The organism is Pseudomonas sp. GCEP-101, assembly GCF_025133575.1.
Taxonomy (GTDB): domain Bacteria; phylum Pseudomonadota; class Gammaproteobacteria; order Pseudomonadales; family Pseudomonadaceae; genus Pseudomonas; species Pseudomonas nitroreducens_B.
In genome coordinates this window covers 499,636-516,867 of the sequence record NZ_CP104011.1, presented here as the reverse complement: position 1 = coordinate 516,867, position 17,232 = coordinate 499,636, and the positions used below count along the sequence as shown (strand labels likewise).

15 protein-coding genes are annotated in these 17,232 nt (G+C 68.9%); 7 read left to right on the top strand and 8 right to left on the bottom strand.

All coding sequences use genetic code 11. The annotated features are described in order from the left end of the window. Nucleotides 1-4 precede the first annotated feature (4 nt). Nucleotides 5-940 (top strand): glutathione S-transferase family protein, encoded by a 936-nt coding sequence (locus N0B71_RS02370; protein ID WP_259757027.1) that lies wholly within the window; start codon nt 5-7, stop codon nt 938-940. Here the strand turns inward: N0B71_RS02370 and N0B71_RS02365 are convergent. The 3 genes from N0B71_RS02365 to N0B71_RS02355 form a co-directional block, all read right to left on the bottom strand. Further along, nucleotides 921-1,847 (bottom strand): DUF4344 domain-containing metallopeptidase, encoded by a 927-nt coding sequence (locus tag N0B71_RS02365; protein WP_259757022.1) that lies wholly within the window; start codon nt 1,845-1,847, stop codon nt 921-923. The genes N0B71_RS02370 and N0B71_RS02365 overlap by 20 nt on opposite strands. Nucleotides 1,848-2,170: 323 nt before the next feature. Next, complete coding sequence (gene yejK, locus N0B71_RS02360) at nt 2,171-3,178, bottom strand: nucleoid-associated protein YejK (RefSeq protein WP_259757020.1); 1,008 nt, start codon at nt 3,176-3,178, stop codon at nt 2,171-2,173. 115 nt (nt 3,179-3,293) lie between these two features. Further along, nucleotides 3,294-4,658 (bottom strand): TAXI family TRAP transporter solute-binding subunit, encoded by a 1,365-nt coding sequence (locus N0B71_RS02355; protein ID WP_259757019.1) that lies wholly within the window; start codon nt 4,656-4,658, stop codon nt 3,294-3,296. Nucleotides 4,659-4,917: 259 nt separating this feature from the next. Between N0B71_RS02355 and sbcD the strand changes: the two genes are divergently transcribed. The 4 genes from sbcD to N0B71_RS02335 all read left to right on the top strand — a co-directional run bounded on the left by sbcD (nt 4,918) and on the right by N0B71_RS02335 (nt 10,880). Then, nucleotides 4,918-6,138 (top strand): exonuclease subunit SbcD, encoded by a 1,221-nt coding sequence (sbcD, locus tag N0B71_RS02350; protein WP_259757017.1) that lies wholly within the window; start codon nt 4,918-4,920, stop codon nt 6,136-6,138. Then, nucleotides 6,135-9,584, top strand: coding sequence for an SbcC/MukB-like Walker B domain-containing protein (locus N0B71_RS02345; protein ID WP_259757014.1), 3,450 nt, complete (start codon nt 6,135-6,137; stop codon nt 9,582-9,584). The genes sbcD and N0B71_RS02345 overlap by 4 nt, the downstream gene beginning before the upstream one ends. Further along, entirely contained in the window at nt 9,584-10,039 is a 456-nt protein-coding gene (gene aac(6') / locus N0B71_RS02340; protein ID WP_259757012.1) for an aminoglycoside 6'-N-acetyltransferase, read from the top strand. The genes N0B71_RS02345 and aac(6') overlap by 1 nt, the downstream gene beginning before the upstream one ends. A 145-nt stretch (nt 10,040-10,184) precedes the next feature. Next, nucleotides 10,185-10,880: a Dps family protein gene (locus tag N0B71_RS02335; RefSeq protein WP_442964645.1), complete on the top strand. Its 696-nt coding sequence runs from the start codon at nt 10,185-10,187 to the stop codon at nt 10,878-10,880. Between the two features lie 129 nt (nt 10,881-11,009). Here the strand turns inward: N0B71_RS02335 and N0B71_RS02330 are convergent, their stop codons facing one another. Then, nucleotides 11,010-11,819 (bottom strand): hypothetical protein, encoded by an 810-nt coding sequence (locus tag N0B71_RS02330; protein ID WP_259757010.1) that lies wholly within the window; start codon nt 11,817-11,819, stop codon nt 11,010-11,012. Between the two features lie 294 nt (nt 11,820-12,113). Between N0B71_RS02330 and N0B71_RS02325 the strand changes: the two genes are divergently transcribed. Then, nucleotides 12,114-12,656 (top strand): hydrolase, encoded by a 543-nt coding sequence (locus N0B71_RS02325; RefSeq protein WP_259757009.1) that lies wholly within the window; start codon nt 12,114-12,116, stop codon nt 12,654-12,656. A 12-nt stretch (nt 12,657-12,668) separates the two neighbouring features. Here N0B71_RS02325 and N0B71_RS02320 read toward each other — a convergent pair whose 3' ends face one another. Beyond that, nucleotides 12,669-13,559, bottom strand: coding sequence for a LysR family transcriptional regulator (locus tag N0B71_RS02320; protein WP_259757007.1), 891 nt, complete (start codon nt 13,557-13,559; stop codon nt 12,669-12,671). Nucleotides 13,560-13,717: 158 nt separating this feature from the next. Between N0B71_RS02320 and N0B71_RS02315 the strand changes: the two genes are divergently transcribed. Continuing rightward, nucleotides 13,718-15,241: an MFS transporter gene (locus N0B71_RS02315; RefSeq protein WP_259757006.1), complete on the top strand. Its 1,524-nt coding sequence runs from the start codon at nt 13,718-13,720 to the stop codon at nt 15,239-15,241. A 32-nt stretch (nt 15,242-15,273) separates the two neighbouring features. Here N0B71_RS02315 and rlmF read toward each other — a convergent pair whose 3' ends face one another. From rlmF to N0B71_RS02300, 3 genes are read right to left on the bottom strand one after another with little or no spacing between them, the layout of a single operon-like run. Next, a complete protein-coding gene (gene rlmF / locus N0B71_RS02310) occupies nt 15,274-16,281 on the bottom strand; it encodes a 23S rRNA (adenine(1618)-N(6))-methyltransferase RlmF (protein WP_259757003.1) in 1,008 nt (335 codons plus the stop codon). Nucleotides 16,282-16,334: 53 nt separating this feature from the next. Beyond that, complete coding sequence (locus tag N0B71_RS02305; protein ID WP_259757002.1) at nt 16,335-16,913, bottom strand: VTT domain-containing protein; 579 nt, start codon at nt 16,911-16,913, stop codon at nt 16,335-16,337. Nucleotides 16,914-16,923: 10 nt separating this feature from the next. After that, nucleotides 16,924-17,220 carry a winged helix-turn-helix domain-containing protein gene (locus N0B71_RS02300; RefSeq protein ID WP_259757001.1) on the bottom strand — a complete coding sequence of 99 codons (297 nt, stop codon included), beginning with the start codon at nt 17,218-17,220 and terminating at the stop codon, nt 16,924-16,926. Nucleotides 17,221-17,232 lie beyond the last annotated feature (12 nt).

Genomic DNA, 17,232 nt, shown 5'->3' with positions numbered 1-17,232 from the left:
ACCCATGTCCGAGCTGATCCTGCACCACTACCCGACTTCGCCCTTCGCCGAAAAGGCGCGTCTGATGCTGGGCTTCAAGCAGCTGTCCTGGCGCTCGGTGACCATCCCGCCGCTGATGCCCAAGCCGGACCTGACGGCGCTCACCGGTGGCTACCGCAAGACCCCCGTGCTGCAGGTCGGCGCCGATATCTACTGCGACACCGCGCTCATCGCCCGCCGCCTGGAGCAGGAAAAGGCCGTGCCGGCGCTGTACCCCGAGGGCCACGAATTCACGGCGGCCAGCTTTGCCCTGTGGGCCGACTCGGTGATCTTCCAGCACGCCGTCAGCCTGGTGTTCCAGCCCGAATCCATCGCCCTGCGCTTCGGCAAACTGCCGCCGCAGTTCCTCCAGGCCTTCGTCGCCGACCGCAGCCAGCTGTTCAGCGGCGGCACCGCCAGCAAGCTGCCGATCGAGCAGGCCAAGCACCAGTGGCCGGCCTTCATGGCGCGCGTCGAGCAGCAGCTCGCCCGCGAGGAGGGCGACTTCCTCTTCGGCGAGCCCTCCATCGCCGATTTCGCCCTGGCCCACAGCCTGTGGTTCCTCAAGGGCACGCCGATCACCGCGCCGCTGGTGGACGACTATCCTTCCGTCGCCGCCTGGCTCGGCCGCGTGCTGGGCTTCGGCCACGGTGCGCCGAGCGAGATGAGCGCCGAGGAGGCCATCGCCGTGGCCCGCGACAGCCAACCAGCCGCGTTGCCCGAAGAGGAGTTCGCCGACCCCAATGGCCACCAGGCCGGCCAGCGCGTGGTGATCGCCGCCACCGACTACGGCTGTGATCCGGTGGAAGGCGAGTTGCTCCACGCTGGCGTGGAGAGCCTGATCCTGCGCCGCGACGACGAGCGCGCCGGCACCGTCCACGTACACTTCCCGCGCATCGGCTTCAGCATCCGCCCGGCCTGAGCCCGACCGGGCCGGGACACTGCCGCGTCACCGGGGTACGCAGGCGCGGCAGGTTCTCGGCCATCTCGCGGAAGTGCTGCAAGCGCTCGTAGCAGAGCGCCATTTCCCCGCTGTTGCGGTTGTACCAGGCATCCGGCGCGCCGCAGCTGACCAGCCGCAGGCTCAGCGGGCGCGGCGGGCGGAACAGGCGCAAGACCTCGCTGACCATCTGTTGCAGGCGATCGCCATCGCGCAGCAGCGCAATCAGTGGCTCGGCCTCCTCGCGGTTCACCGATGGCGTATCCCAACTCAGCTGCCACGCCGCGTGGCGCTGGATCGACGCCGTGCGCCGGGTGTGGCGTATCCATTCCAGGGCCTTGCTTGCCTGGTGGAACTCCTGGTCGCAATAGACCGCGCGCTCATAGGGCAGCCCGGTGAGCGGCGGTAGCCAGTCCAGCCGCGCCATGTCGCTGCCGTAGAGCAGGCAGGCGATGTTGTAGTAGCGCTGCTCGTCCAGCGGATGGCTGTCCCAGGCCAGCACCTGGTCCGGCGGCGGCTTGGGCGTCTGCCACTCCAGCCGCCAGTAGTCGGCGATATCCAGCAGGCGTGCGTCCACCTCGTCGCGCGGCAGCCTGGCATAGAGGCGGAACAACAGGATGAAGCCGAGCTGGTCCGCCGCATCCTCCTCGCGGCCGAGCACCGGCAGGTCGTACTCGGCGATCAGCATGTGCCCCATCTCATGCATCACGCTGAACTCGGCATTGGCCAGCACGAAGCGCGCGACGTTGGGTGGCAGCGGCTGCGGCGGCGGGGCGGCGAACAGGAGGTGGCTGCCGAGCAACAACAGCAGTGCCCAGTACGAGCCGTGCAACCGGGGATGCCCGGAGAGCGGGGACGCAGCGACAGTGACAGCGTGCGAAGCGGGCATGGCGACCACCGCGAGCGAGAGGCGCCTGATTTGACTCTAGCACCCGCACCACGCGGGCTGCGCGGCGCTTGTCGGAAGTCCGTGCGCTGCGTCCCTGTAGGAGCGGGCCACGCCCGCGATCCGCCGGCAGGGCCGGCGCCCGCGTCTCCACAACCGCCAGTTGGCCAACACCGCCGCCAGGACCTTCGCTGCCGCTCACTCCCAGCAGAGCAGCGGACCTTGTCCGCGATCGCGGGCATGGCCCGCTCCTACAGGGAGAGCGCTTTCCCGCGGGCACAAAAAAGCCCACCGGGAGGTGGGCGTTTCTTGTCAGCGCGCGGGGCTCAGTCCTTGCGGCGCTTGAGCTGGTCCTGCAACTGGGTCGGCAGGCCGCGGATGATCAGCATGTCGCGTTCCTCGTCGTACTCCACCTTGCTGCCCAGCAGGTGCGCCTCGAAGCTGATCGACAGCCCCTCGGCACGGCCGGTGAAGCGGCGGAACTGGTTGAGGGTGCGCTTGTCCGCCGGGATTTCCGGCGACAGGCCGTAGTCCTTGTTGCGGATGTAGTCGTAGAAGGCGCGCGGCGCCTGGTCGTCCATCAGCTCGGAGAGCGCGTCCAGGGCCATCGGTTCGCCGATCTTGGCCTGGCTGGTGGCGTAGTCCACCAGCACGTCGGTCTTCTCGCGGGCCTGCTCTTCGGGCAGGTCCTCGCTCTCCACGAAGTCGCTGAAGGCCTTGAGCAGGGTGCGGGTCTCGCTCGGGCCGTCGACGCCCTCGGTGCAGCCGATGAAGTCGCGGAAGTAGTCCGAGACCTTCTTGCCGCCCTTGCCCTTGATGAACGAAATGTACTGCTTGGAGGCCTTGTTGTTGCGCCATTCGGAGATGTTGATCCGCGCCGCCATGTGCAGCTGGCCCAGGTCCAGGTGGCGCGACGGGGTCACTTCCAGCGCGTCGGTCACCGCCACGCCTTCGCTGTGGTGCAGCAGGGCGATGGACAGGTAGTCGGTCATGCCCTGCTGGTAATGGCAGAACAGCACGTGGCCGCCGGTGGAGAGGTTGGACTCTTCCATCAGCGTCTTCAGGTGCTCCACCGCCTGCTTGGAAAAGCCGACGAAATCCTTGCCGCCGTCCAGGTACTCGCCCAGCCAGCCGCTGAACGGGTAGGCGCCGGACTCGCCCTGGAACAGGCCCCAGGCCTTGTTGGGCTTGGCGTTGTAGCTCTCGTTGAGGTCGGCCATCAGGTTCTCGATGGCCTGGGAGTCGCCCAGCTCGGCGTCGCGCGCGTGCAGCGTCGCGGGGTTGCCGTCGGGCTTCTTGTCGATCAGGTGGACGATGGCGTGACGAATCGGCATGGCGGACCCGGATGTTCAGTGCCCGCGCCGGCGCGCGCATCGGTGCGGCGGCAAGGCGGGCGGATTGGAAAACGCCAGAGTTTACCCGACCCGGCGGCCGGATGCGCGACGCCGATCACTCCGTCGCCGGCACCAGCCCCGCGTCGCGCTCGCGGCGGTTGCGGCGCAGCTGGCGCAGGCGGCGGATCACGTAGTTCAGGTGCAGGTGCAGCTCGTACAGCTCGTTGTAGTACGACAGCGGCACCTCGACCTTGGCCAGCTCGGCCTCCAGTTGCTCCAGGCGCTCGATCTCGCTGCTCAGTTCGGCGCTGCCGGTGCGTTCGTCCAGGCGCCGGTCGATCTCGCGCAGGTAACGGTACCAGCGGTAGATGCGCGCGCGGATGCGCCAGCGGTACAGCGGGCCGATGGACTTGAGCAACGGGATGAGGATGGCGATGAAGGGGATCAACAGGATGATGTAGCGGTCCGCCAGGGACGCGATGCGGAACGGCAGGAAACGCTGCAGCAGCGGCGGGCCGCTCTTGTAGTAGCGCCCGGCGTCTTCCTGCAGGGCCAGGGTGCGTGGTTCGGCGCTGGGGAAGGCGCCGGCCGCATCCAGCAGGCTGCCGCTCTTCATGACGCTTCGCGCGGCCTCGAGGATCAGTGGCGTGAGCGCCGGATGGAAGTCGCCGTTGACCACCAGGGTGGCGACCGGGGAGAGGGTGGCCAGGTCCTGGTCCGGCACGTTCTGCGCCAGGTTCAGCAGGCCTTCGCTGACCTCCACGCGCTTGAGGAAGGGAATCCGCGCCTCGTAGGCATGGGCGCGGCGAAAGCCGGTGAGTTTCAGCTCGGGGCTGGCGGCCAGGCGCTGGATCAGCGGGTTCTCCGCCGGGCCGACGAAGAAGGCAGCGTCCAGCTGGCCGGCCAGCAGTTCGTTGGCCACGGCGTTGCCGCCGCGCGCCTGCCAGCCGGCCGGAAGCGGCTCTGTGGATATCTCGTTGGCCTTCAGGATGGCTCCGGTGACCGCCTCGGTACCGCTGCCGGTGCCGCCGATGGCCACACGCAGGGCGAGCAGGTCGGCCAGGCGGTCGATCTTCGCTTCGCGGCGCTGGAACAGCCACAGCGGTTCCTGGAACATCGCCCCGAGGGTTTGCAGGTGGGCGCGCTGCGCAGGTTCCAGTTGCAACTCCTGGCCGCTCTGCACCAGCGCCAGGTCGACGCCGCTCGCGTCGTCCAGCAGTTTACCGAGGTTCTCCCGCGAGCCCGCGGTACGCACCAGCTTCAGGTCGAAGCCCTGCTTGGCCAGCTCCTCCTTCAGCCGCTGGCCGAACACCGCGTAGCCACCGCCCGGCGCGCCGGTCGCCAGGGTGGCGCTCATCGGCGGCGGCGGGGCGACGAAGTAGAAGACCGCCGCGACCAGCGCGGCCAGCACCGGCACCAGCCAGAGGTTGGCGCGCACCAGGATGGCGAGGTCCTTGAGCATGTTCAGAAGGCGTTGCATGGGGAGTTCCTGTGACGACGTGCCGTTCTGAAAAGATAGCCAGCCTGGATGCTGGTGAATGACGGGCGACGAATCAGGTGTTTCCGAACTGCCTGCACGGCGGCGCAATGGCGCGGGATTTCCTTCTCCCCGTTGCAGGAGTTTCCCTGTAGGAGCGGGCCATGCCCGCGATCCGCCGGCAAGGCCGGCGAATCCGCCATCGGCAGGGCGCAAACCGTTATCATCGCAAGCCTCGCAACACGGCGGCGGATTTCACGGCATGCGCATTCTCCACACCTCCGACTGGCACCTCGGCCAGCACTTCATGGGCAAGAGCCGCGAGGCCGAGCACCAGGCGTTCTGTGCCTGGCTGATCGAACAGGTGCGCGAGCAGGCGGTGGATGCCGTGATCGTCGCTGGCGATGTGTTCGACACCGGCGCGCCGCCCAGCTACGCCCGCGAGCAGTACAACCGCTTCATCGTGGCATTGCGCGACACCGGCGCGCGCCTGGTGGTGCTGGGTGGCAACCACGACTCGGTGGCGATGCTGGAGGAGTCCCGCGATCTGCTCGCCTGCCTCGACACCCAGGTGATCGCCGCCGTCGGCACCGACCTCGACCGCCAGTTGCTGGTGCTGCCCGAGCGTGGCGGCCAGCCCGGCGCCATCCTCTGCGCGATCCCCTTCATCCGTCCGCGCGACGTGCTCACCAGCCAGGCCGGGCAGAGCGCGCAGGACAAGCAACTGGCGCTGCAGCAGGCGATCCAGGCGCATTACCGCGCATTGTTCGAGCGCGCCCAGGCGCAGCGCGAAGCCCTCGGCCGGCACCTGCCGATCATCGCCACCGGCCACCTCACCACCGTCGGCGCCAGCGCCAGCGAGTCAGTGCGGGAAATCTACGTCGGCACGCTGGAGGCCTTCCCCACCAGCGCCTTCCCGGCGGCCGACTACATCGCCCTCGGCCACATCCACCGGCCGCAGAAGGTCGGCGGCCTGGAGCACATCCGCTACAGCGGCTCGCCGATTGCGCTGAGCTTCGACGAGGCGACCCAGGGCAAGGAAGTGCTGCTGGTGGACCTGGATGACAGCGGCTTGCGCAGCGTCACCGCGCTGCCGGTGCCGCGCTTCCAGCCCCTGAAATCGGTGTCCGGCAGCCTCGCCGAACTGCCCGCCGAGCTGGCCCGCGTCGCCCGCGAGGGGAGCGCAGAGCAGCCGGTGTGGCTGGAAGTCATGGTGCACACCGACGACTACCTGACCGACATCCAGTTGCGCGTCGAGAAACTCTGCGAGGAATTGCCGGTGATCGTCCTGCGCACCCGCCGCGAGCGCGGCACCGCGCAGGCGGCGCTGTTCAGCGAAGCCAGGGAAACCCTCGACGAACTCAGCCCCGAGGACGTGTTCCGCCAGCGCCTGGACGCCGAGGACCTGGACGCGCCGCTGCGCGAACGCCTGACCGGCCTGTACCGCCAGGTCGTCGCCGAGCTGCAGGAGGAGCGCCCGTGAGAATCCTCAGCCTGCGCCTGAAGAACCTCAACTCGCTCAAGGGCGAATGGAAGATCGACTTCACCGCCGAGCCCTTCGCCGGCAACGGCCTGTTCGCCATCACCGGGCCGACCGGGGCGGGCAAGACCACCTTGCTCGACGCCATCTGCCTGGCGCTGTACCACCGCACACCGCGCATGAGCGTGCTGTCGCAGAGCGGCAACGAACTGATGACCCGGCACACCGCCGACTGCCTCGCCGAGGTGGAGTTCGAGGTGAAGGGCCAGCCGTACCGTGCCTTCTGGAGCCAGCGCCGCGCCCGCGACAAGGCCGAAGGCGCGTTGCAGGCGCCGAAGGTGGAGCTGGTGCGAATCGACCGCGACAGCGGCGAGGGGCAGATCCTCACCGACAAGATCAACGACAAGCTCAAGCAGACCGAGACGCTCACCGGCCTGGACTTCGAGCGCTTCACCAAGTCCATGCTGCTGGCCCAGGGCGGCTTTGCCGCGTTCCTCGAAGCCAACGCCAACCAGCGCGCAGAGCTGCTGGAAGAGCTCACCGGCACGGAAATCTACGGGTTGATTTCCCAGCGCGTGTTCGAGCGCACCCGTGAAGTACGGGGCGCGCTGGACCAACTGCGCGCCCGCGCCGAAGGCTTCGAGCTGCTCAGCGCCGAGCAGCGCGGCGATCTGGAACAGCAGGGCCGCGATGCCGCCGCGCAGGAAACCGCCGTGCAGGCACAGCACGCGGCCATCCAGGCCCAGCGCCGCTGGCGCGAGGACCTGGGCCGCGCGCAGCAGCAACTCGAACAGGCTGGCGTGAAGGAGACCGCCGCGCGCGAGGCTCTCCAGCAGGCTCAGGCCGACTTGCAACGCCTCGCCGACAGCGAGCCCGCTACCCGCCTCCAGCCGCTGCACCAGGCCTGGCGCAGCACTGACGAGAGCGTCGAGCAGGGCCGCAGTGCGCTGCAGGACAATCGCACGCAGCAGCTGTCCTGCCGCGAAGCGATCGCCCAGGCGCTCTGGGAGGCCAGCCACTACGCGCAGCAGATACACGCCGCGCGTGAGGGCGATTACCAGGCGCTCAGCCAGCAACGCCAGGCGCTACAGGCGCGGCTGGCCGAGCATCCGCAGCACGCGAAGCTGGGCGAACTGCTCGGCGGCTGGCGCGCGCAGTTCGCCCAGCGTGCACGGCTGGCCCAGGCCATCGCCGATCTGCTGCGGCAGGCCCAGGCAGCCGACCAGGCCTTGCAGGCCGCGACGGGCCAGCGGCAGAGCCTGCAGGGCAATGTCGTCTTCTTGCAGCAGCAGCTCGATACGGCCGCCGCGCAGGAGCGCCAGCATCAGCAGTTGCTCGATGGCTTGCTGGGCGGCGCCACCGAGGGGGAATTGCGCGAGCGTCTGCAGCAGGCCCAACAGCAGAGCCGCGGGCTGGATCGCCTGGAACAACTGGCCCAGGCCCGCGCCCAGGCCGCCGCGCAACTGGCGCGCTGGCAGCCGGAACTGGACGCGCTGCGCCAGCGCAAGGCCGCGCGCGACACGGCCATCGTCGCGCTGCGCGAGCGCTACCAGGCGACCAAGCAACAGGTCGCCGACAAGGAAAAACTCCTCCAGCAGGAACAGCGCATTCACCAGCTCGAACACCTGCGCGCGCAGTTGCAGCCGGGTGAGGCCTGCCCGCTGTGCGGCTCGCCGGAGCACCCGGCTATCGCGGCTTACCAGGCGCTGGATATGTCCGCCACCCAGCAGGCGCTGGAGCAGGCGCGCCAGCAACTGGCCGAGCTGGAAAGCCAGGGCATCGCCCTGCGCGGCGAGCTGGCGGAACTGGACGCGCAACTGCAGCAGGGGCAGCGTCAGCTGGACGACGCCCAGGCCGCATTGGCGCAGCATCAGCAGGCGTGGCAGCAGCAGTGCGATGCCCAGGGCGTCGCCCTCGACGACGACCTGCAACTCGGCGCCGAACGCGCGCGCCACGAGGCCGCGCTGGCCGCCTTGCAACAGCAACTGAGTGCGCTCGACGAACACCGCGCCCAGCTCCAGCAGGCGCAGCAGCAGCGCCAGCGCGCCGAGCGCGATCACGCCGAGGCGGCGCAGCGGCTGGCGCTGTTCGACCAGCAGCAGACCCACGAACGCCAGCGCCAGGAAGAACGCGCCCAGCAGCTCGCGACCCAGCGCGCCGAGCTGCAACAACAGGAACAGGCCCTGGCCGCCGCGCTGGGCGAGCTGGGCTATGCCGTGCCCGACGACGGCGAGCAATGGCTGGCCGAGCGAACGGCGCAGTGGCAGCAGTGGCAGCAGGACCAGCAGCGCGGTCAGGAACTCGCCGCCGCCGAGCGCGATGCCGAACAGGCTGCCCGTGCGGCGCAACAGGTGGCCGAGCAGTGGCAGCAGCGTTGGCGAGCCGCCGGCTTCGAGCCGCGCCAGCCGCTGGCGAATCATCCGGCTGCGCCACAGGCGCTGCTCCAGGCGGAGGAACACCTGGCGGCGGCCCAGCGACAGGCCGATGCCTTGCAGGGGCGCGAGCAGTCGCTGGTGGAGCGCGTGGAGCAGGAACAGGCGCGCCTCGCGGAGCGCCTGGCGAGCTGGCAGCACGCGCTGGCGGCCAGCCCTTTCGCCGACGAATCCGCCTACCTTGCCGCGCTGCTGGACGATGTCCAGCGCAGCGAACTGACCCAGCTGCGCCAGCGCCTGGAAACCGCGATCACCGAGGCGGTGACCCTGCGCGACGCCGCGATCCGGGACGTCGAGCGTGTGCAGGGCGAACCCCACGGCGAATTGCCGTTGGAGGAACTCGACCGGCAGTTGCAGGCACTCGCCACGCAACTGCGGGAACTCGGCCAGCGCCAGGGCGAGATTCGCGCCCAGTTGCAGGGCGACGACAACCGCCGCGCCAGCCAGCAGAGCCTGTTCGCCGACATCGCCCGGCAGGAGCAGGAGCACGACCTGTGGCAGCGCCTGAACAGCCTGATCGGCGCCTCCGACGGCGCGCGCTACCGGCGCTTTGCCCAGGGCCTGACCCTCGATCATCTCGTGCATCTGGCCAACCGCCAGTTGCAGCGCCTGCATGGGCGCTACCAGTTGGCGCGGCGAAGCGACGGCGAGCTGGAACTGGAGGTGCTGGATACCTGGCAGGGCGACACGACGCGCGACTGCAAGACGCTGTCCGGCGGCGAAAGCTTCCTGGTCAGCCTGGCGCTGGCGCTGGCGTTGTCCGACCTGGTCAGCCACAAGACCAGCATCGATTCGCTGTTCCTCGACGAAGGCTTCGGCACCCTCGACGGAGAGACGCTGGAGGTCGCGCTCGATGCGCTCGACAGCCTCAACGCCACCGGCAAGACCATCGGCGTCATCAGCCACGTCGAGGCACTGAAGGAGCGCATCCCGGTGCAGCTCAAGGTGCACAAGGGCGTCGGCATGGGCTACAGCCAGCTCGATGTGCAGTTCCGTTTCGAGCCGGAGAAAGCGTGATGAACCGGCCGGCGCGTCACTGCGATGAGCACGATCTGGCCGACTGGGTCGAACTGCGTCTGCAACTCTGGCCGGGCGATCACGCGGATGCCTTCCACGAAGAGGCGCGTGACATTCTCGCGCAGCCGCATCGCTATGGCGCGTGGTTGCTGCGCGATGAACAGGGCAGGGCGCTCGGGCTGGCGGAGGCCTCGGTGCGCAGCGATTACGTGAACGGTACCGATGGCTCGCCGGTGCTGTTTCTCGAAGGCATCTTCGTCCGCGAGGAGGCCCGCCGGCAGGGCGTGGCGCGGGCCCTGGTGCGCGCGGTGCAGGCCTGGGGCATTGCCCGTGGCTGCGTGGATTTCGCCTCCGATGCGGCGCTCGACAACTCCGCCAGCCATGCCTTGCACCGGGCGTTGGGCTTCGTCGAGACCGAGCGCGTCGTGTACTTCAGGAAGCCGCTCCACGATTGATCCACATCAGGCGGAACGCGAGTGCGGCAGTGCTGTCAACTTGCAATCGACGCCAGGCGAGATAGGCTCAAGACCGCGTCACTCAGCCAATCGCGCCCGAGTCGGCACCCACAGGTATCGTGATCTTTCGTAGAGGTGATTTGAGATGAAGCAATCCGCATCGGCTCCGAAGAAACCCGCAGCGGCCAAGCCCGCCGCGAAGCCGGCTGCGAAAGCGGCCAGCAAACCTGCCGCAAAACCTGCCGCCGCCAAAGCCGCGGCCGCCAAACCCGCCGCCAAGACGGCTGCTGCCAAGCCAGCCGCAGCCAAGGCGGCCGCCGCAAAAGCCGCTCCGCGTCGCGCCCCCGCGCTGGCCACCCCGTCGGACCTGAGCAAGAACGCCACCCGCGACCTGTCGGCTGCGCTCAACCGCCTGCTGGCGGATGTCTTCGCGCTGTACCTGAAGACCAAGAATTTCCATTGGCACGTCAGCGGCCCGCACTTCCGCGATTACCACCTGCTGCTGGACGACCACGCCACCGAAATCTTCGCGATGACCGACGCCATCGCCGAACGCACCCGCAAGATCGGCGGCAACAGCATTCGCTCCATCGGTCACATCGCCAAGCTCAAGCGCATCCTCGACAACGACGCCGAGTTCGTCCAGCCGCTGGACATGCTCGCCGAGCTGCAGGAGGACAACAAAGCGCTGACCTCCTACATGCGCGAAGTGCATGACCTGTGCGACGAGTACCACGACATCGCCACCGCCAGCCTGATCGAGAACTGGATCGACGAGACCGAGCAGCGCACCTGGTTCCTCTTCGAAACCAGTCGCCGCGGGGACAGTACCGGGCACTGATTCCGGTACCGGCCACGAAAAAGGCCCCGCGAGGGGCCTTTTTCGTGGCTGCTTTTCGTAGGAGCGAGCTTGCTCGCGAACGGAGTCCCGCAGAGGCCCCAATCAGGCGGCTCGCGAGCAAGCTCGCAGCTATGGCTGTGGCTGGCTCTGCCAGAACGTGGAGAACTCCTCGAACGGATAGCGCGTGCCGTCGTAGCGGACGGTGGTGCTCACGGTCTTCGGCGCGCCGACGGCGTCGCCTTCGTGCTCGCTTTGCACCTTCGCGCTGACGATCAGGTCGGCATAGCCGTGGTGGCTTTCCTTGCCCATGGCGAGGGTGAGCTGCGAGCGTTCGATGACCAGCTTGTCGCTGCCGCCGCAGACCGAGCCTTCCAGCGTCGACCACTGCCGCAGGTAGGTGCGGAACACTTCCTTGAGCGCGTCGCCTTCTGGTGCGTAGAGGCTGAAGTCGTCATAGGACCAGGCGTCCGGGCAGCTCGCGCCGCGCGCCACGCTGCCGATGACCAGGCCGAAGCCACGCACGTTGGGCGCCAGGCGATAGCGCGCGGTGTCCAGCCAGAGGCTGGAGCTGTCGATTTCCACCATGGCGTCTTCGCCGATGCTGTCGTCGACGCGCGTCACCAGCTTGCCGCTGCGGGTGTCGAGCTGGCCGACCAGCAGGTTCAGGTTGCGCTCGCCCGGCTCGGCCTGATCGCCTGCGGCGCGGTAGGCGACGGCTACCACCTGCAACAGCGGATCGTCCGGCCAGGGCTTGCAGGCGGCGGCGACCACGGGCCCTTCCGCTGCGGCCTCCGGCGCCTGCCAGCCCTGCTGGCCGAGCAGCCCGGCCAGGGTCTGCAAGGTGGCGTCAGCGCACGGCTGCGCGGTGCGCTCCGCCGCGCCGGCGCTGCCGGCAACGGCCAGCAGCACGGCGCAGGTCCATTTCCCTATGGGGTACATCGGGTGCTCCTTGGGTCTTCGGGAAGGCTCAGCGGCTGTCGCTGTCCTTCCTGTTGTTGATGTCGGGCGCCAGGCGTTCGTCGCTGGCGGGGCGGCCAGCGGCGGCGCGCAGCCACGTAGCGGTGTTAGGGGCACCGTGCTGTGGCGAGTGCCTGGTCGATGGTCGCGTCGCTCTGGCGCCGCATAGGGTGCGTGCTGGCGCGCCGCCTGCCAAGTGGCCGATGGTGTGGTGGCGGTTGACAGTATGGCGCCACGGGACGACAACACGGTTTCCAAACCAAGGAGGAAATCCCGATGCTGCTGCGCGCCCAGGCCTCGACCCTGCTGATCATCGACATCCAGGAGCGCCTGTTCCCGGCCATCCATGACAACGAGGCGGTGCTCGAGCACAGCGCCTGGCTGCTGGCCATTGCGCGTCGGCTGGGTGTGCCGGTGCTGGCCACGGAGCAGTATCCGAAAGGCCTCGGTCCGACCGTGCCGGCGCTGCGCGACGCGCTGGCGGAGGCCGAGGTGCGGGAGAAGATCGCCTTTTCCGCCGTTGCCGATCCGGGGTTGTTGCACCTGCCCGGCGGCGAGCGCCGGCAGTTCGTGGTGTGCGGCACCGAGGCGCACGTCTGCGTGCTGCAGACGGTAATGGGCCTGTTGGCCGAGGACCGCGAGGTGTTCGTGGTGGACGAGGCCGTCGGCTCGCGCCGCCCGCAGGACAAGGCGCTGGCGTTGGCCAGGTTGCGCCAGGCCGGCGCGGTGATCGTCTCGCGGGAGATGGTCGCCTTCGAGTGGATGGAACGCGCGGGGACGGAGGTCTTCCGCGAGATCAGCAAGCAGTTCATCCGCTGACCCGCTCGTCCCTCAACGGGTGACGAACAGCCGGTCGCTGAGGAAGTCGAGGAACACCCGCAGCTTGAGCGACATGCGCCGGCCCGCCGGCCACAACGCGTGGAAGCTGCCCAGGTGCGCGGTGTGTTCGCTGAGCACCTGGACCAGCCGGCCCTCATTGAGCGCGCTGCGCACCGCGAAGTCGGGCAGGCAGGCAATGCCCATGCCCTGGCTGGCAACGCTGATCAGCATGTCGGCGGTGTTGCAGATCAGCCCGCCGTCCAGGCGGGGTTCCGCATCTCCCGCCTCCAGTTTCAACGGCCAGCGCTGCACCAGGCCGCTGCTCGGGTAGCGGTAATGCAGGCACAGGTGCTGGCTGAGATCCGCTGGGCGCCGCGGTGTGCCGTACTGCCGAAGGTAGGCCGGCGCGGCCACCAGCAGCAGGCTGAAGTCGCCCAGCTTGCGCGCCTTGAGCCGCGAATCGCGCAACTCGCCGCCGCGCACGACGAGGTCGAACCCCTCTTCGATGACGTCCACCAGGCGGTCGGTGAAGTCGATGTCCAACTGGATGCGCGGGTAGCAGCGGAGGAATTCGGGGAGCACCTGCGGCAGCAGCCCCGCCACCAGCGGCATGCTGATCTTCAGGCGCCCGCGAGCCTGCTGGGTGGACAGCGCCAGTTCCTGCTCCGCCGCTTCGAGTTCGTCGAGAATGCGCCGGCAGCGCTCGAGGAACAGCTGGCCTTCGTTGGAGAGGCTCAAGCTGCGGGTGCTGCGGTGGAACAGACGCACGCCGAGGCGCTCCTCCAGCCGGGCGATGCTCTTGCCCACCGCCGAGGCGGAGAGCCCGAGCAGACGCGCAGCCTGGGCAAAGCTCAGGGTGTCGGCGACCTGGAGGAAGACGCGCAGACCGTTGAGGCTGTCCATGGGCGGGTATCCGTGCGGGTGGGCAGCTATTGTGCCGCGCGAGGGGGAGACGATTACGGACATTGGCGTCCGTTATGTTCGGAATCCTAGCCTGTTTTTCCGCAATGGCGGGTTGTTTAGCGTGGGCTGGGTCTTCTTCGACACATGACGGACCCACCATGAACCCTTCCCACGACTTCCCCGAGAGCAGCCCCGAGACCTCGCGCTGGCTGCTGTTGCTGGCCGCCAGCCTGACGGCGGTGCTGATCCCGCTGTGCTTCACCGGCCCCGCCGTGGTGCTGCCGGCCATTGCCCATGAACTGGGCGGCTCGGCAGTGGCGCTGAACTGGATCGTCAACGGCTACGTGCTGGCCTACGGCGCAGCGATGATGGCGGCCGGCAGCCTGGCGGACGTGTACGGGCGCAAGCGCATCTGGCTGGTCGGCCTGGCGCTGTTCTGCCTGACCACGCTGGCGATCCCTCTGGCCGATTCGGTGGCGCTCATCGACCTGCTGCGGGTGCTGCAGGGGGCTGGCGGCTCGGCGGCCTTTGCCGCGGCGATGGCGGCGCTGGCGCAGGAATTCGACGGGCCTATCCGCACTCGGGTGTTCAGCTTGCTGGGCACCACGTTCGGCGTTGGCCTGGCGTTCGGCCCGCTGCTGGCCGGCTGGCTTACCGACGGTCCCGGCTGGCGCTGGGTGTTCCTGGTGCCGGCGGCCTGTGCGCTGGCCTCGGTGCCGCTGGTCGTGCGCTTCTGCCGCGAGACGCGGGACCCGCATGCGCGCGGCCTGGATTGGCGTGGCGCGCTGAGCTTCACCGCCGCCCTCAGTCTGTTCACCTACGGCCTGCTGCTGGCGCCGGAGCAGGGCTGGGCAAGCCTGGCCGTGGCCGGCACGCTGGCGCTCAGCGCGGTGTTGCTGGCCGTGTTCGTGGCGGTCGAGCGCCGCATCGAGCGTCCCTTGCTGGAACTATCACTGTTCAGCCAATGGCGCTTCGTGGGCGTGCAACTGCTCGGCGCGTCGCCGGCGTTCGCCTACGTGGTGCTGATCGTGCTGCTGCCGGGGCGCTTCATCGGTATCGAGGGCCAGGGCGCGCTGCAGGCCGGCTGGACCATGCTGGCGCTGTCGGCGCCGCTGCTGGTGGTGCCCTTCCTCGCGGCGATGCTGGCCAAGCACGTGGGTGCCGGCAGCCTCTCGGCGCTCGGCCTGGTCATCGTCGCGGGCGGCCTGTTCTGGCTGGCCCGCAACCTGACGCAGGGCATCGCGCCCGATGCGCCGCTGCTGGTGATCGGCATCGGTATCGGCCTGCCGTGGGGGCTGATGGATGGCCTGGCGGTGAGCGTGGTCGAGCGTGAGCGTGCCGGCATGGCGACGGGCATCTTCAACACGGTGCGGGTATCGGCCGATGCGGTGGCCATCGCGGTGGTCGGCGCCCTGCTGGCAACCCTGATCGCGGCGCAGCTGGAGCCCCTGGGCCTGGCCAATGCAGAGCGCCTGATGAGCGCCAACCAACTGGCCATCGGCAACCTGGCGGCGGTGGTCGAGCAGTTCCCGCAACTGCCGCCCGAGCAACTGCGCAGCGACTACGTGGCCGTGTTCAGCCGGGTTCTCGAGTGGCTGGGGGGCGTGACGCTCGTCGTCGCCGGGTTGGTGTTCGTGCTGCTGGGGCGGGAAAGGGCGCCGGGACTTGTCGCCGAGGCGTGAACGCGGGCTGACGGCGGATAACGCGTGCCGCGCTAGGCGCCCTGCGGGCGGACGCGACGGTGCTCCGGCTCGAGGAAGGTCCAGGCGACGAAGCGGCTCTGCTTCTGCCCCTGGGCCATGTCCACGGTGCGGATGCTGACGGCGCCGGCCTTCTTCAGGGCGCGGCGGAAGTCGTCGAGGTTGCCGGCCTTGGACACCAGCGAGCTGAACCAGCGCACCTGCCGGCCGACTTCTGCGCTTTCCGCCGCGAGCTTGCGCAGGAAGGCGATCTCGCCGCCCTCGCACCACAGCTCGTTGTTCTGCCCGCCAAAGTTCAGCTTGGGCAATTGGCGCGACGGGTCGAGCTTGCCGAGGTTCTTCCATTTTCGCCGGCTGCCGCTGCTGGCTTCCTCTGGCGATGCGTGGAAGGGCGGGTTGCACAGGGTGGCGTCGAAGCGCTCGTCCGCGCCCAGCAGGCCGCGGAAGATGTGCGTCGGCTCGTGCTGCTGGCGCAACTCGATGGCCGCGGCCAGGCCCGGGTTGCCGTTGACGATGGCGTGGGCGGAGGCCAGTGCGGCCGGTTCAATGTCCGAGCCGAGGAAGCGCCAGCCGTAGTCGCGGTGGCCGATCAGCGGGTAGATGCAGTTGGCGCCGACGCCGATGTCCAGCACGCGCACGTCCGGCCCGCGCGGCACGCTGCCGCCGTTGTCCTCGGCGAGCAGGTCGGCGAGGTAGTGCACGTAGTCCGCGCGGCCGGGGATCGGCGGGCACAGGAAGCCGGCGGGGATGTCCCACTGGGCGATGCCGTACTGCGTCTTGAGCAGCGCCCGGTTGAACACGCGCACCGCCTCGGGGCTGGCGAAGTCGATGCTGGGCTTGCCGTAGGGGTTGGTGATGACGAAGCGGCCCAGCTCCGGGCAGCCTTCGATCAGCGCCGGAAAGTCATAGTAACCCTGGTGCCGGTTGCGCGGGTGCAGCAGGTTCGGCCGCTTGGCGGCGGGGTCGCGCAGGGCCTGGGCGGGTTTCGCGGGGGAGGCGGGGCGTTTCGGCGGTTTCGACATGGGAGCGCCCGGGGGCTGGGAAGCGGAGGGGGATTTTCCCACAGATGGGCGCGTCAGCCGAGCAGCACGTTGCTCAGGCGGTCGAACAGCAGGCAGCAGAGCAGCAGCGGAATCGGCAGGCCGAGCAGGGTGCCGAGCATGTAGGGCCAGAAGCCGATGCCCGACAGCGCCAGGCTGTAATTCAGCGTCGGCGAGGTGATGAAGGCGTGGCGCAGGAGGAACACGCTGCTGGCCGGGCGCTGGTCGAGGTGGCTGAACACCGCGCGCGTCAGCCTGTTGTTCAGCAGGCGCAGGCCGTTGCCGCCGACGGCGCGGATGACGACGAAGGTGAAGCCGCAGGAAAACACCGCCGCGCAATAGGTGATGAGCCCGCCCCACAGCTTGCCCATGGCCAGCACGGCGGCGGCGAGGAACAGCAGGCCGGGGAAATGCAGCAGGTTGCCCAGGGCGAACAGACCGATGAACAGCAGCAGGCCGCGCAGGCGATGGTCGCTCAGCTCGGTGCGCAGGTAGTCGAGGCTGAAGTCCTCGTGCAGGCCGCTGGCGCGGTAGAGCAGGACCAGCAGCGCGGCGAAGGCGAGCAGCAGGATCAGTCGGCGAAAGCGCCAGAGGACGGGCGGCACGGCAAGCATGGGGATGGGCTCAGGGGTACTGCAGGATGTCCTTGATCGTTGGCAGGTGCGCGGCGATCCAGCGCGGATCGATGGCGCCCCAGTCGCGGATGCGGTAGTGGCCGGCATTGTTGCGCTTGCCGTCGTGCTGCTCGAAGGTGCAGTCGATGTCCAGGTCGGCCAGTGCGGCCAGGGTGTCCTGGGCGGTGCGCCGGGGCATGCCGGTGGCCTCCATCAGTGCCGGGACGCTGGTGGCGGTGCCGCTGTCGATCAGCCAGGCGACGTAGAGACGGCGGTAGAAACTGCTTTTGGTCTTGCTCACTTCCATCGAGGCGCTTCC